Raw genomic sequence first — 26078 nt, forward strand, 5'->3', positions numbered from 1 at the left:
TGCTTTGAACGCGGGTGCAGCCTACGCTGCCAGGACCAGTTCGCCAACCTCGCTCATGCCGGCATCACGATCGCCGAGCAGCAGCGCGGCGATCTTCTGCTGCGCGGCATTTTCCGTCAGCCGGAACGGATCGCTCGGCGACACCCGGTGATCGATCACCAGCCGCGACAACAACAGCCTTCGCGCATCGCCGCGCATGTCGTGAATACGATGTGCCTCCCAGGCGAGCGCGACGGCGCTGGCGACATGATAGAGCAGGCTCGTGGCGCGGCGCGCATCGGCCTCATTGTCGGCCTTTCCCGCAACCTCGCGCGCGAAGCCCACCGCGCGGTCGGTGAGGGTGTGTAGCCGGTCGCGCCAGGCCTGCGGCACCGAGGGGCTGTCATCGAGGCGGGCGTGCAGATCGGCGGCGAGCGCGGATTCGGCGCCGTGGCGGCCGACCGCACGCCTCAGCGCATCGATCGCGACGATGTTGCCGGTGCCTTCCCAGACCGAACCGAGATGCGCGTCGCGGAGCAGGCGGGCGGTCGCGAATTCCTCGATATAGCCGATGCCGCCGCGCATCTCGATCGCATCGCCGCAGACCTTTCGCGCATCGCGGGTGGCGCGGAATTTCAAGGTCGGCGTCAGGATGCGCAGCAGTGCGGCCGCATCCTGGCTGCCGGCCTCGGCGCGGTCGAGCGCGTCCGCAGTGAGAAAGCTCATCGACAACGCCTGCTCGACCGGCAACATGATCTTCAGCATCTGGCGCCGGCCCAGCGGCAGGTCGATGATGCGGTTGCCGAACACCACGCGGTTTTTCGCCACCGTCATCGCGTCATGGTAGGCCCGGCGCATCAGCGCGGTGGATTTGACGCCATTTGAAAGCCGCGACGAGTTCACCATCTCGGCCATCTGCACGAAGCCACGGTCGAGCTTGCCGACCGCGTAGGCGATCGCGCCTTCGAGCTTGATTTCACCCGAGGCCATCGAGCGCGTGCCGAGCTTGTCCTTCAGACGCACGATCCGGTAGTGGTTCTGCGCACCGTCGTCGAGGAAGCGCGGCATAAGGAACAGACCGACGCCGCGCGTGCCGGGGCCGGCGCCTTCGGGGCGCGCCAGCAGCATCACGACTTTCGCGTCGGCGTTCGAGCAGAACCATTTTTCGCCGGAGAGGCGCCAATGGTCGCCTTCCTGCACCGCCGTCGTGGTCAGCGTGCCGACGTCGGAGCCGCCTTCCTTCTCGGTCATGAACTGGCCGCCTTGCGTCAGCTTGCTCATGTCGGTCTGGGTCAGGCCATCGAGATATTTTGCCTTCAGTTCGTCACTCCCGAAATTCGCGAGCAGCTTGGCGCAGCCATCCGTGACGTTGATCGGGCAACCCATGCCGAATTCGGTCTGGTTGAACAGGAAGGTGAAGGCGTGCTTGGCGACGACGGGATATTTGTCCGGCCAGCCCATGATGCCCTTGCGGATCGAGAGCGCGTGGATGCCGAACTCGCCGAAGGCCGCGTTCTCCAATTCGCGATAGGCGGGATGGTATTCGATCCACTGCACGTCGCGGCCGAACTTGTCGCGCTGGTGCAGCACCGGGGTGTGCCGGTCGGCGAGCCGCGCGCAGTCGTCGAGATGTCCGCCGGCGAGTTCACCCAGGCGATCGAGATGCGGCTCGATGTGGCGGAATAGCGTCTCCGGCAGATGAATGCGCAGGAGGTCGGTGAGGGCTTGGTCGGCGCGGTAGAAATTCATGCCGGTGGTGTCGGGAGCCAGCAGTCCGGATGGTGCGGCCGCGACCTGTTTTGCCTGCGCGGGGGCCGGCTTGTGCATGATCGTCCTCTTCGTTTCCGCCTTGCGGTCATTTTGCGCTGATTTGGCGCTTGCCGCTTGAGATGATGTCGATCATGCTCCAGTCGCGAAAGCGGATAAAGCCGCAAATTGTCAGGGAGGCATGATCGCCGTGAGGGAGCAATTCGCCCTGCGGAATTGTGATCGTCCCGGGTGGTTGTCCGCGCGGACCGTGCATAGATCAGCGGCTTCCCGTCTTCGAGAGATCACGTCATGGAACACCCCAAATACAAGATCGCCCTCATCGTCGGCGCCGGCGAAGGCCTGAGCGCATCGCTGGCGCGACTATTGTCCGCCCAGGGCATCCGCGTCGCACTGGCCGCGCGAAAAATCGAGAAGCTTGGCGCGCTCTGCAGCGAGACCGGCGCCAAGGCCTATGCCTGCAACGCCACCGACTCTGATGAAGTCGAGCGTCTGTTCGGCCTGGTCGAACGCGAGATCGGCACGCCCGATTTGGTCGTCTACAACGCCAGCGGCCGCGCGCGCGGGCCGTTCGTCGATCTCGTTCCGGCCGACGTGGCGAACGCCGTTGCGGTCAGCGCCTATGGCGGCTTCCTGGTGGCGCAGCAGGCGGCCAGGCGCATGCTGCCGAACCAGCACGGCGCGATCCTGTTCACCGGCGCTTCGGCAAGCGTCAAGGGCTATGCGCAGTCCGCGCCATTTGCGATGGGCAAGTTCGCACTGCGCGGGCTCGCGCAGAGCATGGCGCGCGAATTGTCGCCGCAAGGCATCCATGTCGCGCATTTCGTGATCGATGGCGGCATCAGGAGCGCAGCGCGCACGGAAGTGCCGGAGAAGCCGGATTCAATGCTCGATCCCGATGCCATCGCGGAGAGCTACTGGAATTTGCTGCAGCAGCCGCGCAGCGCCTGGAGCTGGGAGCTGGAGCTGCGGCCGTGGGTGGAGAAGTTTTGAGGCGATAAATTCACAACCACCGTCATTGCGAGCGAAGCGAAGCAATCCAGAAATGCCTCCACTGAAAAAGGCTGGATTGCTTCGTCGATTCGCTCCTCGCAATGCCGAAACAGAGGGAGCGGCATGACCACGGAAACCACCATCGATACCGGCACCAGTGAACTCCTCTGCGTGATCCGCGATCGCGTCGCTTTGATCACGCTGAACCGGCCTGAGGCGCGCAACTCGCTGTCGGACGCGCTGACCCCGGCGCTGCGCACGATGATCCGCACCTGCGGCGAGAACCCCGATGTCGGCGCGCTGCTGATCACCGGCGCGGGCGAAGCGTTCTGCGCCGGCGGCAACGTCAAGGGCATGGGCGCGCATCGCGACCCGAAGAAGCTGGAGATGTCGCTGGAAGATCGCATCGCCGATCTCCAGGAGCGGCAGCGACTGCTCACCGGCGCGCTGGTGTCGGTGCGCAAGCCGACCATCGCCGCGCTGCCGGGGCCGGCGGTCGGCGCGGGGCTCGCCATCGCCATGGCCTGCGACATCCGCATCGCCGCGCAATCGGCCTTCGTGGCCACCGGCTATGCGCGCATTGCGCTCAGCGGCGATTATGGCATCGCGTGGCTGTTGACGCGCCTCGTCGGCACCGCGCGGGCGCGCGAGCTGCTGTTCACCGGCGATCGGGTCGATGCCGTCAGGTGCGAGGCCATCGGCCTCGTCAATCGCGTGGTGCCCGACGACAAATTACAGGCCGAGGCCTTTGCACTGGCGAAGTCCCTGGCCGGGGGTCCGCGCCTTGCGCTGCGCTACATGAAGGACAATCTCGACGAGGCCCTGCTGTTCGATTTCGAGACCGCGCGCGACCACGAAGCCGAACGTCTGGTCCGCCTGACCACGACCGCCGATCACAAGGAAGCGGTGCAGGCCTTCATCGAGAAGCGCAAGGCGGTGTTCACGGGGAAGTAGGGACCTGTAGCCCGGATGGAGCGAAGCGAAATCCGGGACGCTTCAACTGCGGCCCAAATCCCGGATTGCGCTTCGCTCCATCCGGGCTACGAAGAATAAAAAGAACCCGGCTCGTTTGACCAGAGCCGGGTTCGAGTGGTGTCAGGCCGAGGCTGAGGGGCTATCGGCCTGACGGGAAAGGGCGACGAGGCGCCAGCTCGCGCAGGGAATGTCTTTCGGTGCGACGGAGATCTCCTTGTCGAAGCGCACCAGCTTCCAGTCGTCCGGATGATTGACGAAGGCGAATCTCGATTTGCGCGCGAGCGAGATCATGGCCGCGTTGGAGCGCAACGTGTCGCCGAACATGTGGTCGGCGCCAAGCGCGGCGGCGCGGCATTCGAGATTCTTCATGAGCACGGTGGCGATGCCGTGGCCCTGCCAGCGGTCGGCAACCGACAGGCCGAATTCAAGCGTCGCGGTTTCGGCATGCAGCGCGTAGCGCGCTTCGGCGACGATGGTCTCGAAGCCGTCGACCATCATGGTCGCGACCACGGTAAAACGTTCGCGCTCGCCGACCTGGAGGAATTCGTGCAGCAGGCCCTGCGGCAGTTCGCTGATCGCGCCGAAGAAACGGTTGTAGCGGGACCGCGTCGAGAGCGAGCGAAAATAGTGCTGGAGCTCCTCGGTGTCGCGCGGCTCCACGAAACGAACGCCCAGCGCCTCGCCCTGTCGGGTGCGCAGCGTGTCCGAATATTGCTTCAGATCTTCCGGGCGAAGGATGCTCATGACACGCGCCCCAAGGGGACCAAAGGGAAAAGGGACCGCCGGCGCCCCACAGTCAGGCGGCGCCGGCCTGGCGGCCAATCAGGCCCGCCAGAAGGGTTTGTCGGCCTCGTAGGCCACATCGCTCCAGGACAGCCCGACGTCCTGAAGGTCACGCGCGGACCAGTTGGTAAGCTCCCGGCGGGTCCGGTAGCGCTCGTGCCAGACGTGAAGGGTCTCGCCGATCTGGTGGATCAGGCCGGGCGCATGATGATTTGTCATCGAATTCTCGGTCAAAGTAGACATTTTCAGCTCCTTGAGCTAACTTGACCGCTAATATCTGCCTGCCGATGCGCTGCGACAAACGACAATTTGTACTCTTTCGCATGAAATAACGTCATGCTTCCTGCTGCCAGATGACTGCCAGATTGCCCTCCCTGAACGGATTGCGGGCCTTTGAGGCCGCCGCGCGCCATCTGAGTTTCACGCTGGCGGCGTCCGAGCTGAACGTGACCCAGACCGCGATCAGCCATCAGATCCGCAGGCTCGAAGAGGAGCTCGGCATCCGCCTGTTCGTCCGGCAGAACCGCGCGCTGGCGCTGACGCCGGAGGCGCGCGACTATTTGCCCGGCGTCCGCGCCGCCTTCAACGACCTTCGCCTCGCCACCGACCGGCTGCTGCGCAAGGACGACGACAAGGTGCTGACGGTCTCGACGCTGGCTTCGCTTGCCGCAAAATGGCTGCTGCCGCGGCTGACCGATTTCCAGGAGCACCATCCCGGCATCGACGTCCGCATCACCACCTCGACCGGCCTCGTCGACTTCCAGCGCGACAATGTCGATGCCGCGATCCGCTACGGCCGCGGCCAATGGCCGGGTCTGCGCGCCGACTGGCTGATGGCGGACGAGCTGTTTCCGGTCTGCAGCCCGTCTCTCTTGCGCGGTGACAAGCCTTTGCGCTGTCCCGAGGACCTCAAGAGCCACATGCTGCTGCACACCTCCAATGCCAACAGCGACGACTGGCGGCTGTGGTTGACGGCGGCGGGTCAGCCGGCCGACATCGCCAGGCAGCCCGGCATCACCTTCGACATGATCTTCATGACCATCCAGGCTGCGATCGACGGCATCGGCGTGGCGATGGGGCGGACCTCCTACGTCCGGGACGACATCGCAAAGGGCCGGCTGGTCGTCCCCTTCAAGATCGCGCTGCCGGCCGATGCCGGCTTCTACCTGGTCGCGCCGGAGGGCCGCCGCGAGGCGCCGAAGCTCGCCGCATTCCGCGACTGGATGATCGCTGCAACGCAGAATAAAGCCTGAGATCGTGCCGGCGCATGTCCGCGCCACCTGCTTCTCGCTACAGGTCCACCACGACGTAATCGCTCTCGACTTTCACCGGAATTGTCTCGGCAACGTACGGCCCCTTCACCACGCTCGTACCCGGCTCGACATGGGCCGGGTAGGCCTTCACGCGGAAGCGGCGGGGGTCGCAATAGGACTGGCCGGTTCGGATGTCGAACTCCCAGCCATGCCAGGGGCAGCGAATGATCTCGCCGAGCTTGGTGTATTCGATCTCGCCCGGATCCTTCGATTGCGCGAGCCCGATCAGCGGTCCCTCGCACAGCGCCGCGCCCTGATGCGGGCAGCGGTTCATCAGGCCGAAATATTCACCCTTGATGTTGAAGACCGCGATCGGCCGTCCGTCGATCTCCAGAAATTTTCGCGTGCCGGGCGGAAGCTCATCGACCGCGGCAATCACATGCCGCGCCATCAACTGATCCCGTACAGCTTCTTCGCATTGCCCAGATAGAAGGCCTCGCGGTCATCGTCGCTGACGCCTGGGGGCAGCACGCGCGACGGCTCGTCGTAATCCCAATGCGGATAGTCGGTGGCGAACAGCAGCCGGTCCCAGCCGATCCACTTGATGACATCGAACAGATCCTCGCGCCGCTCCGGATCCTCCATCGGCTGCGTCGTCCACCACACCTGCTCGCGGATATATTCGGACGGCGGCCGTTTGACATGCGGCACCTCGCTGCGCAGCCGCTGCCAGACCTTGTCGAGCCGCCACGCCAGCGACGGTGCCCAGCCGAAGCCGGCCTCGATCATCACCATCTTCAACTTCGGGAAGCGCTCGAACACGCCCTCCAGCACGAGGCTCGCGAGCGCCGATTGCTGGCACTGCGAATGGCCGACCATCTCCTCGATGTAATAGGAGGGCCAGCCCGACGGCGTGATCGGGTTGCCGCCGAAGCCGAAGGCGTGGACGCCGACGGGAAGGCCGGCCTCTTCCGCGGCCTGATAGATCGGCCAGTAGCGACGCTGGCCGAGCGGCTCGACATTGCGGCTGAGCAGCAGCACCTGCACGAAATTCTTGTCGCCGGCGCGCTCGCGGATTTCGGCTGCGGCCGACAGCCCGTCCTCATTGCCGACGACGATGGACGCCTTCAGCCGCTTGTCCTTGCTGGTCCATTTGTCGATCTGCCAATCGTTGATCGCCGAGCACAAGGCGGCCGAAAGCTCGTGGTTGCGGATGCCTTGCCCGGTGTTGAGCGGATTGAGCACGCCGAGCTGCACGTTGTTGGGATCGAGCAGTTGCTTCTGCATGAAGGACAGCGAGGAGCCCTGCGGCCCGCCTTCCGGCGGATAGGCGTCGCGGCGCGAGGCGTTGGGCTGGGCCTTCGGATAGGGCGGACCTTCCATCATGCCCTGATAGGCATGGACGCCGTAGACCTCGAGATGATGCTGCCAGCGTTTGGCCAGGTAGGGATAGAGCTCGGCGCGGGTCGCGCGTGCCGGATGGATGTCGCAGTCCGCGATCGCGGTTTTGACGGCCAATGGGGAAGCGGCTTCGGAGCTTTCGCGGAACTGAATATTCATCGCCTTGCCTCCTTTGGCAGCGGCTAAGTCAGGCGGGGATAGGTCGCATGCGGATTATCGATCATGATCTTGCGCACGAGATCGGGGGTGAGACCTGCGGGCAGCGCCTCCTGGCCGTCGAACTGCCAGTGCGGATAGTCGGTGGAGAATAGGACCAATTCGTCCGACTGCATATGATCAAACAGGCGAATTAATGTCGCCTCGTCGGGCGGCGCATCGAACGGCTGTAACGAGAAGCGGATGTTGCTGCGCACAATCTCCAGCGGCGCGCGATCAACCCACGGCGTCTCCATCCGCACCCCACGCCAGAACTTGTGCAGGCGCCACAGAAAGGGGGAGATCCAGGACACTCCGGACTCCAGCATCACCATCTTCAGCAACGGATATTTGGCGAACACGCCCTCGACGATCAGGCTGGTGAGCTGGGTCTGGAACGCCTGGGCCTGACCGGCATAATCCTCGATGTGGTAGGAACCCCAGCCCACGGCGGTCGGCGGATTGTGATAGGCGGAACCCGCATGAATGCCGATCGGCAGGTCCAGCCGTTCCGCCGCCTCGTAGATCGGCCAGAGCGCGCGCTTGCCGAGCGGCGTATCGCCCATCACCAGCATCAGCACCTGCACGAAGCGGCGGTCCGTCGCACAGCGCTCGATCTCGGCGACCGCCTTCTCGACGCTTTGGGTGGGGATCACGATCGAGCCGCGCAGCCGCTGATCGCGATCGAGCCATTCCTTCACGAGCCAGTCATTCAGTGCGCGGCAGAACGCGGCCTGCAGATCCTCGGAAAACACCATCTGCACGCCGTAGAGCGGATTGCAGATGGCATGGGAGAGCTGAAAGGGATCGAGCACATGGCGCTGCATGTCCGCAAGGCTCTCGCCCGGCTTGCCGCTTTCGGGGCGCCAGTCGGGCCGCGCCGTGATCGGCGAGTTCTGCGGGTAGGATTGCGAGATGAGATCGACCATGCCGCGCGTCGTCACCTGATCGCGCCAATAGTCGTTCAGGTACGGCAGCAGGCTGGTCAGATGCGGCACGGCCGGATGCACATCGCAATCCACCCCGCCGGCGATCAGGGACGCCATGACGTCTCCCTTTTACGTTTCCTCTTGCGGTTTGCGCAGCGCTTGCCCGCGCCGTCTTGCGCCTGCCATTGAAGCAGGCCTGCCCGTCGTCCGCAACTCGGCCAACGGCGCTGCCATATGCTAGGAAGGCACAGCTCGGTTGCGAGGATCAGAGGTACAGGACATGAAAGAGCTCGTCGGCATTGCGGAACAGGTCGCAGCGAAACTGATCGCGCGCAAACAGACCATTGCCGTGGCGGAATCCTCGACCGGCGGCCTGATCTCGGCCAGCCTTCTCGCGGTGCCCGGCGCGTCGGCCTATTTCCTCGGCGGCGCCGTGGTCTACACCCGCGATGCCAGGCGCGTGCTGATGGATATTTCGGACGAAGGAATGAAGGGCTTTCGTTCTTCGTCGGAGCCCTACGCTCAATTGCTGGCCGAGCGGATGCGCAGCCGCTTCAATTGCGATTGGGGTCTGTCCGAGACCGGCGCCGCCGGTCCCACTGGTAATCGCTATGGCGATGCGGCGGGCCACAGCTGCATGGCGGTCGCCGGGCCCGCAGTCGAGGTCATGACGCTGGAGACGGGCGGCAATGACCGCTTGGCCAATATGCAGATGTTTGCAACGACAGCGCTGAAATTGCTGCTGAAGAATCTGGAGCGGTGACCTCGCGGCGTGCGAAGCATCGCGCCAGATCCAGTAGTTGTTTTGCCCGTCATTGCGAGCGAAGCGAAGCAATCCAGATTGTTGCCGCGGGCGGATTTCTGGATTGCTTCGTCGCAAGTGCTCCTCGCAATGACGCGAAGGACTAGTCATTGAATAGGGGCGGCGGCACGAACCCGCCGAACTCGCGTTCGATCAGCTCGGCGAGCTTCAGCGGTGTGCGGTCCTCGAGGAAGGGCCCGATGATTTGCACGCCGACCGGCAGGCCGTCCTTCGACAGGCCGAGCGGAACGGCCGTTGCCGGCAGGCCGGGAAGCGTCGCAAGGCCGGGCCAGGCGAGCTGATCCGAATATGGATAGTCCTTGCCGTCGATGCTGATGAGTCGCAGGTCCTGCTGCGGCGAATGGTCATGCGGAAAGGCCGGCGTCGGCAGGATCGGGCAGATGACCGCGTCGAAGCTTTTGAACAGCGCGCGCCATTGCGCGCGCAGGCCAGCTCGGGCGCCAGCGTCGAGTACCCAGGCGCGGTGGCTCGCGGTGATGCCGCGCAGCCGCTCCGCACTGAGGCTGCGATCCTCGGGCGCAAGCTGACTCGCCCGGGTCTGTGAATCCGCAAACTCCGCCGGCGGGAAGAATGCGCCGAGAAAGCTCAGCAGCATGCGCATGTAGAGCCGCGACGTCTCCGCGAAGTCCACGAACTGGACGCTCTCGCGGGCGATCGTCACGCTGGCCTTCGACAGATCGGTGGCGAGCCTATCGATCGCGCCACGGACGTCCCGGTCGGTTGGCAGCAGCGGGTGGCTGTCGATCATCAGGACACGAAAGTCCCGCAATGATTGATGCCGCGCAACGGGCAAGTCGAGCTTGTAGGCGACACCGGCGTCCAGCGGGTCCGGTCCGGCCATGACGTCGAGCAGCAAGGACAGATCTGCTGCCGTGCGTGCCATCGGACCGATGACGGCGAGGTCGCCCTCGCGCGGAATTGCTGGAAACGGCGGCGGGGTCTCGCCGCGCGCGGGGCAGAGATTGATGGTCGGCTTGTGGGCGAAGATGCCGCAATGAAAAGCGGGCACACGCAGGGAGCCTCCGATGTCGGAGCCGGTCGCGAGCGCGCAATAGCCCGCGGCGAGGGCTGCCGACGATCCTCCGGAGGATCCACCCGGTGTGCGGCCGAGATCATAGGGGTTGTTCGTGGTGCCATAGATGTCGTTGTAGCTCTGCCAGTCGCCCAGTCCCACCGGCACGTTAGTCTTGCCGAGGATGACCCCGCCGGCCTGCCTGATACGCGCGACCGCCAGGGCGTCCTCAGCGGGCTTGAAATCCTTCTGCGGCACGAATCCCCAGGTCGTCGGCAGGCCGCCGATGTTGAAGGATTCCTTGATCGTCATCGGCAGGCCGAGCAGCGGCTTGCGCTCGCCGCGCGCCAATGCGGCGTCCGCCTCACGCGCGGCGCCCAGCGCACGGTCGAAATCCCGAATGCAGATCGCGTTGACCTTGCCGTCGTGCCGTTCGATGCGGTCGATCGCATCCTGGGTGAGCTCGACCGACGAGACCTTCTTCGCGGTCAACGCGGCCGACAGCTCGACCGCGCTCTTGAAGCTCCATTCGGATTTGGCCATGGCGCATCTCCTGTTCTTATTGTCGAACGATGATGCGCAGTTTGGCCCAGCACCGCAACCGCCGCTTGATCGCGATTGACATGTGAGCAAAGCGGAACGCGGCGAGCCAAGCAACCACTCGCAGTCATCGCCCGGCTTGACCGGGCGATCCAGTATTCCAGCGAGGCCGATCGGACACGGAGAGGCCGCGGCGTACTGGATGCCCCGCCTCGCGGGGCATGACACCGAGAGGGAAGCCTACGCCGCTCCGATCAATATCCCCACCGCGAGCACGATCGCGCCGCCGAGCACGATCTGGAACACGGCCTGGAGGAACGGCGTGTCCATGTAGCGCGCGCGGATGAAGGCGATCGCCCACAATTCGAAGAACACGACAATTCCGGCAATTCCGGTCGCGATCCAGAATGCGTTGGCCCAGCGATCGGGCACGAGATAGGGCAGCGTGTGCCCAAGCCCGCCGAGCGTGGTCATCAAGCCGCAGGTGAGACCGCGCAGCCAGGGCGAACCGCGACCGGTGAGCGAGCCGTCGTCCGACAGCGCCTCCGCAAAACCCATGCTGATGCCGGCGCCGATCGAGGCGGCGAGGCCGACCAGAAACGTTTGCCAGTTCTGATGCGTGGCGAAGGCAGCCGCAAACAGCGGCGCCAGCGTCGAAACCGAGCCGTCCATCAGGCCGGCGAGACCTGGCTGCACATATTGCAACACGAACATGCGCCGGTTGGTTCGGTCTTCCTCGGCGCGCACGTCTGAACTCAGGATCTGGTCCGTCAGCTTCGCCGCCACCTCTTCGTGGCCTTTCTCGGCTTCGGCCAGATCGCCGAGCAGGCGGCGCACGCCGACATCCTGCGCCTGCTCGGCGGCCTTCACGTAAAAGCGCTCGGCCTGCAATTCCATTGTCTCGACTTCCCTGCGGACGGTGTCGAGCGGCAGGTTTTTGGTGAGCCAGACCGGACGACGGCGCAGGAATCCTTTGACGTCCTCGCGGCGGATCGGGGGCAAATGCGGACCGAAGCGCTGCTCGTACATTTCCAGCAGCATGTGACGATGGCCGCGCTCTTCCTCGGCCATCTGCTCGAAGATCTTGGCCGAGTCCGGATAGCGCTCCTTCAAGTCCTCGGCGAAGCTCATATAGATGCGGCTGTCCTCCTCCTCGGAGGAGATCGCGACAGCAAGCACCTCGCGCTCGGTCAGATCGGCAAAATTCTTCACGGCGGCCCTGTCTGATTAGTTTAGAATAATTCTAAACTATATAGGGCGCCGAAGTTCCCGGGTCAAATCACGCCGCGGCTCTTCGCCAGGAAATCGAGCAGCAGGCGGCTCACCTCGGCCGGCTGCTCCTGCTGCACCCAGTGACCGGCGCCGTCGACAAGGTGGCAGCCGAGCAGCTTCGTACAGGTTCGCGCCTGCATCGCCTCGAACACGCCGGGACGCTGATAGGTGCCCCAATCCTGCTTGCCCGAGATGAAGCAGGAGGGGACGTCGATATTGCGGCCGGCCAACAATTCGAGCTGGCTGTTGAATGCACCCGATGTGCCGCAGCGATACCATTGCAGGCCGCCCTGGAATCCGGTGCGACCATATTCGGCGCTGTAGTAGGCGAGCTCGCGATCGGGGAGCCATTGATTGGCCGCGATCGCGGCCGGCGAGGGCATCTCTTTCGCGACCGTCTCGGCCATGGTCTCGTTCAGGTCCATCACATAATAGGTCGGCAGCTTCGCCAACTCGTTCGCCGACCACGATTTCAGCGGATATGGCTTGTTGTCGGTCCAGTCCGCGCTCTTGTGATGATAATAGGCGCGCAGGAAATCATGCACGCCCTGCGGCGCGCGGTGCATATCGGCATTGGCCGGGCGTGTCGCATAGTACCATTGATAATGCTTGCGTGGGCGCGGCAAGGCCGCGAGCTCGCGATGCACGGGGTCTTCGGCCGGTGGCTTTGCCGGCGCGTCGACCGTGTTGAACGGCAGCGGCGGCGCTCCGCCGAACGGCGCGCTCATCATCGCGACCGAACGAAACACGTCAGGCCGCATCAGCGCGCACCAGGCGGCGACCGGACTGCCGAAATCATGTCCGACCACATCGACCTGCCTGTAGCCGAACGCCGACACCAGCCCGAGCGCATCCCGCACCAGGTTGAAGAGCGAAAACGGCGCGAGGTCGCCGTCGTACTCCGCGCTCCATCCCGTCGTCCGGCCATAGCCGCGCTGGTCCGGCGCGATCACGTGATAGCCGGCCGAGCTGAGCGCCGGCATCACCTTGCGCCAGGAGAAGGCGAGCTCCGGAAAGCCGTGCAGCAGCAGGATGCAGGGCCGCCCCTTGGTCTCAAAGCCGGCCTCCAGCACGTGCATGCGCAGGCCGTTGATGTCGTCGACATAGCGTGAGCGAATGCCGGCGGGGAGCGGGATCTCGGGGAGCGCTGTCATCGTGTCTCTCCACTCGGTGGAATCGCTACGCCGCCGCGCAGACGAAGCCGCTGCCCTTGCGCCGGATTTTCCCAACCGACGGCGACGGGAAATGCGCGGTGCAGCACAGCGTGTCGGTGTCGCAATAGCGTTCCAGGAAGCTGCGGCGCGTCGTTGCCGCCTTGGCCTGATCGAGGTCGAACTTGACCGACAGCTCCGGATAGAGCGTCTGGATCGGCGAGTGCATGAGGTCGCCGGAGAACACGGCGTCGTCCTTGCCGTGGCCCATCGTGATGGCGATATGGCCCGGCGTGTGGCCCGGCGTCGGCAGGATGCGAACGTGATCGCCGATTTGGTGATCGTTGCCGACGAGTTCGTGGCGTTTGGCCTCGACCACCGGCAGCACGCTGTCGGCGAAGGGCGGCACCTCCGCCTTCGCGTTCTGCTCGGTCCAGTGGTCGAATTCCTGCTTGGCGAAGACGTAGCGCGCTTTCGGGAAGGTCGGCACCCAGCGGCCGTTCTCCAGCCGCGTGTTCCAGCCGACGTGATCGACATGCAGATGCGTGCACATCACGAAATCGATGTCGTTGACTGAGAAACCTGCGGCGGCGAGCCCGCTCAGATAGGTGTCGTCGGTCTTCATGTTCCATTTCGGACGCTGCGGCCGCGGCTTGTCGTTGCCGATGCAGCTGTCGACCAGAATGGTGTGATGCGGCGTCTTGATCACATAGGACTGGAAGCACAGCATCAATGTATCGCTGTCATCCAGGGCTTTCGCCTCCCTCATCCACGCCCGGTTCTCGGCCAGCAGCTCCGGTGTCAGTCCCGGCAGCATCTCCAGCGCCGGCACGAACGACGTTTCCTGCTCGATGATGCGATCGATGGTGAGATCGCCGACCGCGTATTTGAGGCTCATGCTCGCTTCCTTGCACTCAGCGTGCGTCACGCACGGACGGAATGACGATGTTGGAGAGGACGTCGATCGCGGCGAGCCCTTCCTTCGGCTGGCCGTATTGGGCAGCAGTGGTCATCATGACGAGATCAAGCTCGGGCACGATGAAAATGCGTTGTCCGCCCCAGCCAAAGGCGCCAACCCAATTGATTTCCCTCCCGCCGGCCAGCGAGCGGCCCATCCACCACTGATAGCCATAGAACAGTGTGCTGCCGAAATTGCCGATCGCCTGGAATCGTGGCGTCGTCGATTGCACGATCCACTCGGCCGAGACGATCTGCTGGCCATTCCACTGCCCGCCATTAAGCACGATCTGGCCGAGCTTGGCGGCATCTCGCGGACGCAAGCGCAGGCCGGCGGCCGCCGCGATCTTGCCGTTCTTCGAGTAGGCCTTCCACTCGAAATCGGTGATCCCGAGCGGCTGGAACAGCACCTCACGCGCAAACGTCTCCAGCGGCTTGCCGGAGACGCGTTCGAGGATGTTGCCGAGCAGTTCAGTCCCGCCGCCATTATAGGTCCAGAGCATGTCCGGCGGTGCGGTGATCGGCCTTGCGAACACATAGCCGATCGGATCGACTTCAAAGCCGAGATGCGGCTCGTCATTGTTCGGATCGGTCCATGCCCGCGCCTCGTCCCATTTCATTCCCGAGGACATCGTCAGCAGATGGCGCAGCGTGATGGCCTCCCAGCCCGCCTGCTTCACCGCCTGATGGTCGGGGAAGAACTTGAGCACAGGCTCGTCGACGCCTTCGATCAGCTTGCGATCGATCGCGATGCCGACGAGCAGCGAAACGACGCTCTTCGACGCCGAACGCATGTCGTGCTTCGTCGTCGCGGTGAACTCGTGCTGGCCTTCCGGTTGTCCCCAGGGTTGGTCGTAGCCGGCGAAGTATTGCTCGAAGACGAGCTTGCCGTGGCGCGCGACGACAACCGAATGGACCGAAGTCGCGCGTTGTTCGAGTCGAGCGGCGATCCCGCAGAGTTGTGCGCCGTCCATGCCGACGCTGTCGGGCGGCGCAGTCGTCCAGCCGTCGTCGGTTGACGATGGCGGTTCGCAGGCGAAGTTTCGCTGTCCAGGCACCGTGCCGTCGGCTCGCACGGGAGTGGCTGAGACGGTCAACGCGAGCACGAGGCTCGCGCCGAGAATACCGAGGCCGGGGAAGCGATCGCGCATCATCCTTCTCCCCGCCGTCGCGATACTACGCCGCGGGCGGCACCGAGATCTTCACCGAGGGCCGCTCCAGCATTTTCTGGTGGAAGGCGTCGAGCTTCGGATAGGCCTTGCGCCAGCCGCAATCGGCGAAGCGGAAGTCGGCATAGCCGAGCACGCAGACCAGGCCGATCTGCGAGATGTCGAACGGGCCGCTCAGCACTTCAGGCATGTTCTCGAAGCGGGCCATGCCGGTCCAGGCCCGGTTCCAGTGGTCGTCGGACCACGCCTGCCATTGCAGGCCCTGCGGCCGCACCATCTTCTCGTAGCGGCACAGCAGCATGGAATCGAGCATGCCGTTGATCAGGGCATGATTGGTCTTGGCCTTCCAGCGCCGCGGACCGTAATCGGGGATCAGGCTGCCGCCAGCCATCTCGTTGAGGTATTCGACGATGACGTAGGAGTCCAGGATGACATCGCCGTCATTGGTGATCAGCACCGGCAGCTTCTTCAGCGGCGTGATCTTCGAATAGTCCTCGTTGGCCGTGCCCGGCGCGACTGCTGCCGGCGTGAACTCGATCTTGTCGATCAACCCAAGCTCGATCGCGGCAATGCGCACCTTGCGGGCAAAGGGCGAGGCGGGGGAGAAGGTGAGCTTCATGGGAAATAACCTTTATCCAGACACACAGTCCTCATCCTGAGGAGCGCGCCGCTTGGCGTGCGTCTCGAAGGATGGCAACGGGAGGCGCTCTCTCGTCACCCGGCGTGAACGTCGGGCGACCGTGGTCTTGGCACATCCTTCGAGACGCGCGCGTTGCACGCTCCTCAGGATGAGGGCCGCGGCTTACGCCGCGACGATCTCCTGCCGCTGCTCGCCGAGGCCCTCGATGCCGAGGGTGATGACGTCGCCGACATTGAGGAAGGTCGGCGGCTTCATGCCGAGGCCGACGCCGGGCGGGGTGCCTGTCGTGATGATGTCGCCCGGCAGCAGCGTCATGAACTGCGAGACATAGGAGATGCACTTGGCCATCGAGAAGATCATGGTCTTGGTCGAGCCGGTCTGGCGGCGCTGGCCGTTGACGTCGAGCCACATCGGCAGGTTCTGCACGTCCTTGATCTCGTCCTTGGTGGCGAGCCAGGGGCCGAGCGGGCCGAACGTGTCGTGCGACTTGCCCTTGGTCCACTGACCCAGGCGCTCGATCTGGAAGGCGCGCTCGGAGACGTCGTTGCAGACGCAGTAGCCGGCGACGTGGTTGAGCGCGTCGGCTTCCGAGACGTATTTTGCGCGCGTGCCGATGATCGCAGCGATCTCGACTTCCCAGTCCAGCTTGGTCGAGCCGCGCGGCTTCTCGACGGCGTCGTTCGGGCCGGACAGCGAGGTGTTGGCCTTCATGAAAATGATCGGCTCGCTCGGGATCTCCGCGCCAGTCTCCTTGGCGTGGTCGCTGTAGTTGAGGCCGATCGCCACGAATTTCGACATGCCGGTGACGGGGGCGCCGAACCGCGGCTTGCCGGAGACGGCGGGCAGCGAGGCGGGATCGAGCGCCGCCAGCTTCTTCAGGCTTTCGGGCGAATAGGCCTCGCCGGTCAGGTCCTTCACATGCGCCGACAGGTCGCGCAACTGGCCGGATTTGTCGATCAGGCCGGGCTTTTCCGCACCCTTCTCGCCATAACGAACAAGCTTCATTCTCGTTTCTCCCTGGAATGGACCGATCGGTTGAACAGCTTCATGGAACAGGGCGGCGGGAAATTCAACCGCTCAAAGAGGGCGCATTGCAGCCCTCTCGATTCGGTGGGCGAATGTGCCGGCTTGCGGGTCTCGTGCCCCGGACGCTGCGCAGCATGAAATGCTGCGCTGCTGAGCCGGGGCCCATGTTGCGGCATTCTGGGTCCCGGCTCAGCGGCGCAACGTTGCACGTTGCACCGCGTCCGGGACACGGAGCTCACCCCAGCGCCTCGAACCTGAATGCGTCCCCGTCCCGCCTGATATGCCCGGCCGAAAAATGCCCGCCGATCACCAGCGTCGGGGTGTCGGCAAACCGGCCGAACAATTCGCGCCGCGTCGCGGCCGATTGGCTCTGATCGGAATCCGCGGTCGAGGACCAGCCGAGATGCGCCATCTGGCAGGGATGATGGGCGACGTCGCCCGTCAGCACTCCCTGCTCGCCGTCCGACTGGACCAGAATGCTCATATGTCCGGGGCTGTGGCCGGGGGTCGGGATCATGCTGATCTCGTCGCTGAGCCGGTGGTCGCTCGGGATCAACTCGGCCCGGCCGGCATCGACGATCGGCTTCACGGAATCGCCAAACACGGCCTGCTTGTCCGGCTCGGTGGAGTGGTCGCGCCAATGCTCATACTCGGTCTTGCCGAACACATAGCGCGCGTTAGGGAAGGTCGGCACCCATTTGCCGTCGACCCATTTCGTGTTCCAGCCGACATGGTCGACATGAAGATGCGTGCACAGCACGGTATCGATGCTCTCGGGCGGAAAGCCCGCCGCAATCATCGTCTCCAGGAATGGCGTGGTGCGATTGTTCCAGGTCGGGACGTTGCGGCCCTGCTTGTCGTTGCCAAGCCCGGTATCGACCACGATGCGGCGCGTCGGCGTCTCCACCACCAGCGAATGGATCGACATTTTCAGCCGGCCCTCTTCGGTGGCGAAATGCGGGATCAGCCAGGGCAGCTTCTGGATTTCTGCATTGCTTGCCAAGGGCAGAATGAAGCGGGTCGAGCCGACCGTCTCCAATTCCACGACCTTGGTTATTTTGACCCTGCCGACCTTCCACTGCATCCGGCGCATCCTCATGTTCTTGCTTTGGCGGGGAACATGCGCAGTTTCGCCGTCAGGCGCAATGGATCATCTGACGCGGTGCGGCGTTATCGCGGGAACCCAGGGAAAGACAAAGGGCCAGCCATGCCAGAGCTTGCGATTTCCGCGGAGAAGGTCGCCTTCATCATCGAAAAGGCGCGTGAATTCGACGTCAAGCAGGCGGATTCCGATCCGGATTCCGGCTCGAATGCGACGGATGACGATGCGGTCGACGTCCTCGAGGATGACGGCTCCGATCCGGTCGTCAACGAACTCGGAAGTTTCATCGTGGCCATGAACGAGGACGAGCAGATCGATCTCGTCACGCTGACCTGGCTCGGCCGCGGCGACGGCACGATCGACGATTGGGACGATCTGCGCGCACGCGCCGTGGAGGCGCGCGCCGAATATCGCAGTCCCCGGCGCGAGACGGCGCATTATCTGCTCGGTGAGCCGATGCTGGGCGACCTGCTCGCCGACGGGCTCGATGAATTCGGCGTCGACTGGACCGACGGAAACCCAGTCGCCGATTCATCCAGTCCGAGCCAGCGGGACGAAGACGAGATCACCAAGCAGCGGTGATCCCGGCCGATATCAGCGCGTGCAGTCGACGATCACGGTGCCGAGCTTGTCGCCCTTCTCGACGGCGACATGGGCCTGCGCCGTCTCCGGCAGCGCAAACTGCGCCGCGACATTGTGGATTCGCGGCCCCGCCGCCAGCCATTTCGAGATGTCGGCCTGCGCCGCCGCAAGCAACGCGGGCGGCAGCGCGAACAAGACGAGCGAGCGGAGCGTGATGCACTTCTCCATCAACTCGCGCATCGGCACGGTCGGCGTGCGGTTGCCGTTCGTGGCGTAGACCGCGATTGTCGAATTCATGGCCATCAACTTCAGGGTCGTCGCGATGTTGCCGCCGAAATCGACATCGACCAAGTGGTCGAGCCCGCGTCCGCCGGTGAAGGCCATGGCCTTGGCAACGACATCTTCGTCCCTGTAATTGACCACGAGATCGGCACCAGCCTGTCGCGCCTGCTCGCCCTTCATCGCCGAGCTGACGGTCGCGATCACCTGCGCGCCGCCCCATTTCGCGAGTTGCACGGCGTAATGCCCGACTGCACCGGCGCCGCCGGTGACCAGCACCGACTTGCCGACGATCGGCCCGTCTGCAAACAGGGAGCACCACGCCGTCATTGCGGGAATGCCCAGCGTCGCGCCTTCCGCAAAAGAGAGATTGTCCGGCAACGGCGTCACCAGATGCTCGGCAAGCGCGATATGTTCGGCCGCCGTGCCAAAGGCGCGGCCGTTGCGCTGGCCGTTGAACAGCCAGACCCTGTCGCCGATCTTGAACCGCGTCGCGCCATCGCCGATCTGGTCGATAAACCCCGCACCATCGCTGTTCGGAATGACGCGCGAAAATTCCTTGGCGCGATAGCTGCCCCCGCGCCGGCCGACATCGGCCGGATTGACGCCGGAGGCTTCCAGGCGAATGCGAACTTCGCCTGGACCTGCGACCGGCGTCGCCATCTCACCATAGGTGAGGACGTCCGCCGCCGGTCCTGTCTCCTCGTACCAGACCGCCCTCACAGCGTTCCCGGGAAGGCACCGCCATCGAGCAGGAGGTTCTGTCCGGTGATGAAGCCCGCCTTGGCGCCGCACAGAAATGCGCAGGCATAGCCGAACTCCTCGGGATCGCCGAAGCGGCCTGCGGGATTGAGCTTGGCGCGCTCGGCCAGAACCTGGTCCGGCGTGATGCCGCGCTTCTCGGATTCCCCCTTCGCGGTGCTGCGCAGGCGGTCGGTCTCGAACGGGCCCGGCAGCAGGCCGTTGATGGTGACGTTGTTGATCACGGTCTTGCGCGACAGGCCGGCGATGAAGCCGGTGAGGCCGGCGCGGGCGCCGTTGGAGAGACCGAGGATGTCGATCGGCGCCTTCACCGCCGCCGAGGTGATGTTGACGATGCGGCCGAATTTGCGCGCCATCATGCCGTCCACCGTCGACTTGATCAGCTCGATCGGGGTCAGCATGTTGGCGTCGATCGCCTTGATCCAGTCGTCGCGGGTCCAGTTGCGGAAATCGCCGGGCGGAGGTCCGCCGGCATTGTTGATCAGGATGTCGGGCTCGGGGCAGGCCTTGAGCACGGCCTCGCGGCCCGCCGGCGTCGTGATGTCGCCGACGATCTCGGTCACGGTCACATCAGGATAGGCCTTGCGAATGTCGTCGGCCGTCTTCTTCAGGGCCTCGGCGCCGCGCGCGGTCAGCGTGACGTGTACGCCGGCCTCGGCCAGCGAGATGGCGCAGGCGCGTCCGAGGCCTTTGCTGGATGCGCAGACGATGGCGCGGCGGCCTTTGATCCCAAGATCCACTGTTTCACTCCCGTAATGTCATGCAGGTTTTTAAGAAGCCGCCATTCTAGCCAACCTTGGCACCGCTGATAAGGGATTGGCTCGCATCAAAATGCATGCGCACTTGCCCGGCGATGCAAATGCGCCTCATCAGATGCGCCGCTCCTGCTTGAGACGGTCGATCGCGGAGGCCGCCTCCGGCGGCAGCGACTTGAAGCCCATCCGGCCCACCGTCGAGAACAGCGGCCTCAGGTGCGAGCCGGCGAGGAACGGCGGCTGCCGGTTGGCCGGCACGATCTGGTCGAACACCAGCACCAAGGTGGTGGCGACGAGGCCGACCCTGATGGCGCCGAGGGCTGCGCCGCCGACCCGGTCGCCGATGCCGGCCTGCCGTATCGTGTCGCTCAGCGCCAGGCGGCCGAGATATCCAAACAGCATGCCGACCACCACGAAGATTCCGAAGAACCAGATCCAGTTCTGCAGCAGCGGCGCATTCGGATTGCCCGCGACCTGCGGGACGATGAGCGGCATCAGCGCAACCGCGATCGGGGCGGCGAGGAGATAGGCCAGGATCGTCATGGCGCTGCCGAGCAGGCCGGTCCTGAAACCGAAGCCGATCGCGATTGCGAGCGCCGCATAGACGGCGAGATCGAAACTGTTCATGCGCGGGAGCCTGCCATGGAACGAGTCAACGCAGAACCGATCATTCCGGTTTCAGATCGTTAAAATCGTCTGTATTGATGGCGCCAAAGCTCAGGGAAAGCGCCCAAGGAAAGCGTCAAGGAAAACGTCATGTCAGACCTATTCGATGTCAGTCAGGAAACCATCCTCGTCACGGGTGCGAGCCAGGGGCTGGGGCGGCAATTTGCCCGGGTGTTGGCGGCGCATGGCGCGGCGGTCGCGCTCGCGGCGCGGCAGACCGACAAGCTGAAGAGCCTGGAAGACGAGATCCGCGGCAAGGGCGGCCGTGCCGTCGCGGTCGCGCTCGACGTCACCGACACCGCATCGATCGCCAGGGCCGTCGATGAAGCGGAAGCCGCGCTCGGCCCGGTCACGGTGCTGATCAACAATGCCGGCATCGCCATCGAAAAGCTCGCGACCGAGCAGACCGAGGCCGATTGGGACGCGGTGATCGGCGCCAACCTCAAGGGCGCCTATTTCCTCGCGACCGAGATCGCGCGCCGCATGATCGCGCGCAAGCAGGACGGCAACATCGTCAACATCGCCTCCGTGCTCGGCACCGGCGTGCTGAAGGCGGTGTCGCCTTACGCGATCTCCAAGGCCGGCATCATCCAGGCGACCAAGGCGATGGCGCTGGAGCTCGCGGGGCAGAACATCCGCATCAACGCGCTGGCACCCGGTTATATCGACACCGAGATGAACCACGCGTTCTGGTCGACGCCGCCGGGCGAGCGCCTGACCAAGCGCATTCCGCAGCGCCGCATCGGCGCCGAATCCGATCTCGACGGCGCGATCCTGCTGCTGGCCTCGAAGGCCTCGCGGTACATGACGGGCAGCGTGGTGACGGTGGACGGCGGGTTCTTGCTGAATTGATTACCGTCGTCCCGGACAAGCGAGTTCACTCAGGCGTCGTCCCGGACAAGCGCAGCGAAGCGGAGCGCAGATCCGGGACCCATAACCACAGGGAGAAGTTTGGCGAAGACTCGTGGTTACCATCTCGTGCCACGACTACTCCCTGGGGTCCCGGCCTTCGCCGGGACGACAATGGAGCGAGAGTGTGCTTCAATTCGCCAGCATCTCCGCCCTGATCATGTCCGCCGCCTTCTCTCCGATCATGATGGTCGGGGCATTGGTGTTGCCGCCGATCAGCGTCGGCATGATCGAAGCGTCGACGACGCGCAGGCCCTCGACGCCGTGCACCTTCAGCGCCGGATCGACCACGGCCATCGCATCGGTGCCCATCTTGCAGGTGCCGACGGGGTGATAGACGGTGTCGACACGCGCGCGCAGGATGGCGCGAATGTCGTCGTCCGTTCTCACATCGGACGTGAACATGTCCTTCTTCTGCAACGCGCGCATCGCGGGCGTCTCCATCAGCCGTCGCGTGGTCTTGAAGCCCGCGACCATCGCCTCGAGATCCTCCGCCTCGCCCAGAAAATTCGGATCGATCATCGGCGCTGCCAGCGGATCGGCGCTTTTCAGCCAGACGCTGCCACGGCTCTTCGGTCGCAACAGGCAGACATGGCATGAGAAGCCCGCCTCCTTGTGCTTCTTGCGGCCGTGATCGTCGAGCATCGCGACGATGAAGTGCAGCTGGATGTCGGGCACATCGAGGTCGGATCGGGTCTTCAGGAAGCCGCCACACTCGGCGAAATTGGTGGTCATCAGGCCGCGCCGCTCCCGGCGGTAGCGCTGGATGGCGCGGAGCAGGGATGGCAGCTGGCCGAGCGATGAGTGGACGAAGTGCGGATAGTCGGAGGCGTAGACGAACACGAAATCCGGATGATCCTGCAGATTGCGTCCGACGCCCGGCAAATGATGCACGACGCCGATCCCGTGCGCGGCAAGCGCCTCGCCGTCGCCGATGCCCGACAGCATCAATAGCTGCGGTGACTGGAAGGCGCCGGATGCGAGGATCACCTCGCGCCGCGCGCGCAGCTGCCTTGTCTGCTTGCCCTGGATGTATTCGATGCCGACGGCGCGCCCGCCTTCGAACAGGATGCGCGTGGCATGCGCTCCCGTCTCGACACGCAGATTCGCGCGCTTGTCCATATGGGGATGCAGATAGGCGCGCGCCGCGCTCCAGCGCTCGCCATTGTGCTGGGTTACCTGGTAGCTGCCGAGCCCTTCATGGTCGTCTTCATTGAAGTCCTCGCGGATGCGGAACTGCGCCTCGCGGGCGGCCTGATGGAAGACGTCATGGATCGGATTGTCCGAGCGCAGCCTGTTGACATGCAGCGGGCCGCCCTTGCCATGATACGCGCCGTCGAAATCTGCGTTGTTCTCGGAAGCCTTGAAATAGGGCAGCACGTCCGCATACGACCAGCCGGCATTGCCGAGCGAGGCCCAGTGGTCGTAGTCCCATTTGTTGCCGCGGATATAGACCATGGCATTGATCGCCGAGGACCCGCCGAGCCCCTTGCCGCGCGGTTGATAGCCGATACGACCGTTCAATCCCTTCTGCGGCACCGTATCGAAGCCCCAGTTCGCGGCCTTGTATGGCAAAGCGAGCCCGAACGGCGTGGTGATCCGCCAATTGTCGTTCGAACCTCCGGCATCGAGCAGCGCCACGGATGTCCCCGCATCCTCCGACAGCCGCCCCGCCACCGCGCAGCCGCCGGAGCCCGCGCCCACGACGACGAAATCGAATGTGTCAGTCACTGATGTTTCCCCCGTTATCGTCATTCCGGGGCAATGCGGAGCATCGAACCCGGAATCTCGAGGTTCCGGGTTCGCTACGCGCCCCGGAACGACCGCCCCTACGACATGAACCGCATCATCTTCTCCAGCCGCGCGATCTTGCCGCCATAGGGCGGATAGAGGTCGGCGAGCCGGTTGAATTTCGAACGATAGAACACCGGCTTCAGCTTGCTGAACGTGCGAAAGCCCCATTCGCCGTGATAGGCGCCGGTGCCGGATGCGCCGACGCCGCCCATCGGCTGGTTGATTTGCGCGAAGTGGAACAGGCAGTCGTTGATGGTGACGCCGCCGGAGATGGTGCGCGCCAGCACCTCGTCGCGCGCATTGCGGTCCTTGCCGAACCAGTACAGCGCCAGCGGCCGGTCGCGGGCGTTGACGAAGGCGATGGCGTCGGCCGCTTCGCGATAGCCGAGCACCGGCAGCACCGGTCCAAAAATCTCCTCCTGCATCACGGCCATGTCTTCGGTCGCGCCCTCGATCAGCGTCGGCGGGAATTTGCGGTGTGCCTTCCAGTTGGGATCGTCCGCCTTTGCCGGCTGCAGGATCTTGGCGCCGCGGCTTGCCGCATCCGCGACGAGATTTTCCAGCCGCGCATAATGCCGGTCGGAGATCACGGAGGTGTAGTCCTTGTTGGCGGGATCGGTGCCGAACATGCGCCGCATCTGCGCACGGACTTTTTCGGCGAAGGCCTGCAACGCGCGCTCGGGCACCAGCACATAGTCGGGCGCGATGCAGGTCTGCCCGGCATTGAGCAGCTTGCCGTAGGCGATGCGCTCGGCGGCCTCGTCGAGATCGGCCGAAGCGTCGATGACAACAGGCGACTTGCCGCCGAGCTCGAGCGTGACGGGCGTCAGATTGCGCCCCGCTGCCTCCGCCACCAGCCGCCCCACCCGGGTCGAGCCGGTGAACACCAGATGATCGAACGGCAGGTGTGCGAAGGCCTTCGCGATCTCGTCCTCGACGCCGGTGACGAGCAGCTCCGCAGCGTCGAATTTTTGCGCGACCGTCTCCTTCAGCAGCGCTGAGAAATGCGGCACGAGCTCGCTCGGCTTGATGATGACACGGTTGCCGGCGGCGAGCGCGCCGATCGCGGGCGCGAGCGTCAGCTGCAGCGGATAATTCCAGGGCGCGATGATGCCGACGACGCCGAGCGGCTGCGGCATCAGCCGATTGCGCGCGGGCAAAAATTGCAGCGCCGTCGAAACGCGCTGCGGCGCCATCCAGCTCTTGAGGTGTTTCGTGGCATGACGGATCTCGGAGAACACCATCATGGTCTCGGCGATATTGGTCTCGACCGCGCAGCGGTGGCCGAAATCGGCCGAGATCGCCTGCCGGAAGCGCTCCTCGTTGTCGGCAACGACAGTGCGCAGCCGCGCCAGCCGGTCGAGCCGCTCGGCGAGGCCAGGCGCCGGCTCGGCCCGCGACCGCGCGACCATGGTATGGAAGGCGTCTTCGACGGCCCGAAGCGGGGCGCTCGGCGGGGGGCGGTCCAAGGGGCGATCGGAAGGGCGATCGGAGGGGCGGTCCAAGGCGTGGTCCATGGCGTTCTCCCTCTTTAAGTGGCGTTTCCGCCTGGTTTTGTTGCCGCAAGCTGGCCCCTCGTGGAACTTCTGGCAAGGGCGGGCCAAACAGGCCACAAATTCGTCCACTGCGCTGTCATAAAGTCGAAAAAAACGTCCCCACAGCCCTTTCCAAAGCCACCCCGGGTTGGTACATACCGCCCGCACCCAAGGGCTTTGCCCGGGGTTGCCTTCCAAGGAAGCCTTTGGGACGGACGAAGCAAGCCACGCGAACAGCGCCGGCCCTTCATTCACCGTCCCCGGCACTTTCACGAAGGCAAAGCAACGGTTAACGCGGGGTGGAGCAGCCCGGTAGCTCGTCAGGCTCATAACCTGAAGGTCATAGGTTCAAATCCTATCCCCGCAACCAAGTTCGGACCTTACCGGTCCCGATCCGAAAATGGCCCGCATCACGCGGGCCATTTTTGTTTTGGGAGGCGCTGCGGCGGAAACGTTGGCCGCACCTTGCGCAAGAGTGGGGGAAGCCCTCACTCCGGATAGCTAAGGATCATCTTCAGCAGCTTCGGAAACCGCGCATTGATGTCCTCCTCGCGCAGGACATTGCGGTGCTGGACGCCTTGCTTGGAGGTCCGGATCAGGCCGGCCTCGCGCAGGATGCGAAAATGGTTCGACAGGGTCGACTTCGCCATGTCAGGGCAGGGCGCCGCCTCGGTGCACGACATGCAATCGTTCTGCGCGGCCAGGCTCTTGACGATACGCAGCCGCATCGGGTCCGCGAGCGCTCCCAGCACCCCAGCCAGTGAAATCTCGCTCCGCGGTGGGTGAACGAACTGCACCATGAACAAAATATAGCACCTCCCTTGAACTC

General features: G+C 64.5%; 26 protein-coding genes and 1 tRNA gene. 7 read left to right on the plus strand and 20 right to left on the minus strand.

The annotated features are described in order from the left end of the window. Window positions 1–21: 21 nt before the first annotated feature. Window positions 22–1806: an acyl-CoA dehydrogenase family protein gene (locus tag BRA471DRAFT_RS05340; protein ID WP_007605189.1), complete on the minus strand. Its 1785-nt coding sequence runs from the start codon at window positions 1804–1806 to the stop codon at window positions 22–24. A 231-nt stretch (window positions 1807–2037) separates the two neighbouring features. Here BRA471DRAFT_RS05340 and BRA471DRAFT_RS05345 point away from each other — a divergent pair, with 231 nt between their 5' ends. Next, window positions 2038–2739 (plus strand): SDR family NAD(P)-dependent oxidoreductase, encoded by a 702-nt coding sequence (locus BRA471DRAFT_RS05345; RefSeq protein WP_007605191.1) that lies wholly within the window; start codon window positions 2038–2040, stop codon window positions 2737–2739. Between the two features lie 123 nt (window positions 2740–2862). Beyond that, window positions 2863–3693 (plus strand): enoyl-CoA hydratase, encoded by an 831-nt coding sequence (locus BRA471DRAFT_RS05350; protein ID WP_007605192.1) that lies wholly within the window; start codon window positions 2863–2865, stop codon window positions 3691–3693. A 141-nt stretch (window positions 3694–3834) separates the two neighbouring features. Here the strand turns inward: BRA471DRAFT_RS05350 and BRA471DRAFT_RS05355 are convergent, their stop codons facing one another. Then, window positions 3835–4458: a GNAT family N-acetyltransferase gene (locus BRA471DRAFT_RS05355; RefSeq protein ID WP_007605193.1), complete on the minus strand. Its 624-nt coding sequence runs from the start codon at window positions 4456–4458 to the stop codon at window positions 3835–3837. Between the two features lie 78 nt (window positions 4459–4536). Further along, window positions 4537–4740: a DUF1127 domain-containing protein gene (locus BRA471DRAFT_RS05360; RefSeq protein ID WP_007605194.1), complete on the minus strand. Its 204-nt coding sequence runs from the start codon at window positions 4738–4740 to the stop codon at window positions 4537–4539. 110 nt (window positions 4741–4850) lie between these two features. Here BRA471DRAFT_RS05360 and BRA471DRAFT_RS05365 point away from each other — a divergent pair, with 110 nt between their 5' ends. Beyond that, window positions 4851–5750 carry a transcriptional regulator GcvA gene (locus BRA471DRAFT_RS05365; protein ID WP_007605195.1) on the plus strand — a complete coding sequence of 300 codons (900 nt, stop codon included), beginning with the start codon at window positions 4851–4853 and terminating at the stop codon, window positions 5748–5750. A 37-nt stretch (window positions 5751–5787) separates the two neighbouring features. Here the strand turns inward: BRA471DRAFT_RS05365 and BRA471DRAFT_RS05370 are convergent, their stop codons facing one another. Genes BRA471DRAFT_RS05370 through BRA471DRAFT_RS05380 form a run of 3 tightly spaced genes read right to left on the minus strand, consistent with a single transcriptional unit; the run spans window position 5788 to window position 8392 of the window. Further along, window positions 5788–6201, minus strand: a complete 414-nt coding sequence (locus BRA471DRAFT_RS05370) for a Rieske (2Fe-2S) protein (protein WP_007605196.1) — start codon at window positions 6199–6201, stop codon at window positions 5788–5790. Beyond that, window positions 6201–7310: an amidohydrolase family protein gene (locus tag BRA471DRAFT_RS05375; protein WP_007605198.1), complete on the minus strand. Its 1110-nt coding sequence runs from the start codon at window positions 7308–7310 to the stop codon at window positions 6201–6203. Before BRA471DRAFT_RS05375 ends, BRA471DRAFT_RS05370 begins: the two co-directional genes overlap by 1 nt. A gap of 23 nt (window positions 7311–7333) precedes the next feature. Then, window positions 7334–8392, minus strand: coding sequence for an amidohydrolase family protein (locus BRA471DRAFT_RS05380; protein WP_007605206.1), 1059 nt, complete (start codon window positions 8390–8392; stop codon window positions 7334–7336). 163 nt (window positions 8393–8555) lie between these two features. Here BRA471DRAFT_RS05380 and BRA471DRAFT_RS05385 point away from each other — a divergent pair, with 163 nt between their 5' ends. After that, window positions 8556–9038, plus strand: a complete 483-nt coding sequence (locus BRA471DRAFT_RS05385; RefSeq protein WP_007605209.1) for a CinA family protein — start codon at window positions 8556–8558, stop codon at window positions 9036–9038. A 142-nt stretch (window positions 9039–9180) separates the two neighbouring features. On the opposite strand, the gene BRA471DRAFT_RS05390 is transcribed toward BRA471DRAFT_RS05385, so the two are convergent. The 8 genes from BRA471DRAFT_RS05390 to BRA471DRAFT_RS05425 all read right to left on the minus strand — a co-directional run bounded on the left by BRA471DRAFT_RS05390 (window position 9181) and on the right by BRA471DRAFT_RS05425 (window position 17949). Beyond that, the gene (locus tag BRA471DRAFT_RS05390) at window positions 9181–10653 is read right to left on the minus strand and encodes an amidase (protein ID WP_007605211.1); all 1473 of its coding nucleotides are present in this window, start codon (window positions 10651–10653) and stop codon (window positions 9181–9183) included. Window positions 10654–10890: 237 nt separating this feature from the next. Beyond that, window positions 10891–11862 (minus strand): iron exporter MbfA, encoded by a 972-nt coding sequence (gene mbfA, locus BRA471DRAFT_RS05395; RefSeq protein ID WP_007605213.1) that lies wholly within the window; start codon window positions 11860–11862, stop codon window positions 10891–10893. 62 nt (window positions 11863–11924) lie between these two features. Next, a complete protein-coding gene (locus BRA471DRAFT_RS05400; protein WP_007605214.1) occupies window positions 11925–13076 on the minus strand; it encodes an alpha/beta fold hydrolase in 1152 nt (383 codons plus the stop codon). Window positions 13077–13101: 25 nt separating this feature from the next. Beyond that, entirely contained in the window at window positions 13102–13971 is an 870-nt protein-coding gene (locus tag BRA471DRAFT_RS05405) for an MBL fold metallo-hydrolase (RefSeq protein ID WP_007605215.1), read from the minus strand. A 16-nt stretch (window positions 13972–13987) separates the two neighbouring features. Beyond that, the gene (locus BRA471DRAFT_RS05410; protein WP_245266043.1) at window positions 13988–15184 is read right to left on the minus strand and encodes a serine hydrolase; all 1197 of its coding nucleotides are present in this window, start codon (window positions 15182–15184) and stop codon (window positions 13988–13990) included. A gap of 22 nt (window positions 15185–15206) precedes the next feature. After that, window positions 15207–15818, minus strand: coding sequence for a glutathione S-transferase family protein (locus tag BRA471DRAFT_RS05415; protein ID WP_007605217.1), 612 nt, complete (start codon window positions 15816–15818; stop codon window positions 15207–15209). 183 nt (window positions 15819–16001) lie between these two features. After that, window positions 16002–16844, minus strand: coding sequence for a fumarylacetoacetate hydrolase family protein (locus BRA471DRAFT_RS05420; protein ID WP_007599594.1), 843 nt, complete (start codon window positions 16842–16844; stop codon window positions 16002–16004). 256 nt (window positions 16845–17100) lie between these two features. Then, window positions 17101–17949 (minus strand): MBL fold metallo-hydrolase, encoded by an 849-nt coding sequence (locus BRA471DRAFT_RS05425; protein ID WP_007605218.1) that lies wholly within the window; start codon window positions 17947–17949, stop codon window positions 17101–17103. A gap of 123 nt (window positions 17950–18072) precedes the next feature. Here BRA471DRAFT_RS05425 and BRA471DRAFT_RS05430 point away from each other — a divergent pair, with 123 nt between their 5' ends. Continuing rightward, complete coding sequence (locus tag BRA471DRAFT_RS05430) at window positions 18073–18549, plus strand: DUF3775 domain-containing protein (RefSeq protein WP_007605219.1); 477 nt, start codon at window positions 18073–18075, stop codon at window positions 18547–18549. 12 nt (window positions 18550–18561) lie between these two features. Here the strand turns inward: BRA471DRAFT_RS05430 and BRA471DRAFT_RS05435 are convergent, their stop codons facing one another. The 3 genes from BRA471DRAFT_RS05435 to BRA471DRAFT_RS05445 form a co-directional block, all read right to left on the minus strand. Continuing rightward, window positions 18562–19551 (minus strand): NADPH:quinone reductase, encoded by a 990-nt coding sequence (locus tag BRA471DRAFT_RS05435; protein ID WP_007605220.1) that lies wholly within the window; start codon window positions 19549–19551, stop codon window positions 18562–18564. Continuing rightward, window positions 19548–20330 carry an SDR family oxidoreductase gene (locus BRA471DRAFT_RS05440; protein ID WP_007605221.1) on the minus strand — a complete coding sequence of 261 codons (783 nt, stop codon included), beginning with the start codon at window positions 20328–20330 and terminating at the stop codon, window positions 19548–19550. The genes BRA471DRAFT_RS05435 and BRA471DRAFT_RS05440 overlap by 4 nt, the downstream gene beginning before the upstream one ends. Window positions 20331–20459: 129 nt before the next feature. Then, the gene (locus tag BRA471DRAFT_RS05445) at window positions 20460–20972 is read right to left on the minus strand and encodes a CvpA family protein (protein ID WP_007605222.1); all 513 of its coding nucleotides are present in this window, start codon (window positions 20970–20972) and stop codon (window positions 20460–20462) included. A 129-nt stretch (window positions 20973–21101) separates the two neighbouring features. On the opposite strand from BRA471DRAFT_RS05445, the gene BRA471DRAFT_RS05450 reads away from it, so the two are divergent. After that, window positions 21102–21863, plus strand: coding sequence for an SDR family oxidoreductase (locus BRA471DRAFT_RS05450; RefSeq protein WP_007605228.1), 762 nt, complete (start codon window positions 21102–21104; stop codon window positions 21861–21863). A gap of 189 nt (window positions 21864–22052) precedes the next feature. Here the strand turns inward: BRA471DRAFT_RS05450 and BRA471DRAFT_RS05455 are convergent, their stop codons facing one another. Together BRA471DRAFT_RS05455 and BRA471DRAFT_RS05460 are read right to left on the minus strand one after the other, a co-directional pair. Then, a complete protein-coding gene (locus BRA471DRAFT_RS05455; RefSeq protein ID WP_007605229.1) occupies window positions 22053–23651 on the minus strand; it encodes a GMC family oxidoreductase in 1599 nt (532 codons plus the stop codon). Window positions 23652–23749: 98 nt separating this feature from the next. Then, the gene (locus tag BRA471DRAFT_RS05460; RefSeq protein ID WP_007605231.1) at window positions 23750–25231 is read right to left on the minus strand and encodes a coniferyl aldehyde dehydrogenase; all 1482 of its coding nucleotides are present in this window, start codon (window positions 25229–25231) and stop codon (window positions 23750–23752) included. A gap of 311 nt (window positions 25232–25542) precedes the next feature. Between BRA471DRAFT_RS05460 and BRA471DRAFT_RS05465 the strand changes: the two genes are divergently transcribed. Beyond that, window positions 25543–25619: transfer RNA gene (locus BRA471DRAFT_RS05465), tRNA-Met, on the plus strand. Between the two features lie 118 nt (window positions 25620–25737). On the opposite strand, the gene BRA471DRAFT_RS05470 is transcribed toward BRA471DRAFT_RS05465, so the two are convergent. After that, window positions 25738–26049: a helix-turn-helix transcriptional regulator gene (locus BRA471DRAFT_RS05470; RefSeq protein ID WP_035973552.1), complete on the minus strand. Its 312-nt coding sequence runs from the start codon at window positions 26047–26049 to the stop codon at window positions 25738–25740. Between the last annotated feature and the right edge of the window lie 29 nt (window positions 26050–26078).

It is taken from the genome of Bradyrhizobium sp. WSM471, from assembly GCF_000244915.1.
GTDB lineage: Bacteria > Pseudomonadota > Alphaproteobacteria > Rhizobiales > Xanthobacteraceae > Bradyrhizobium.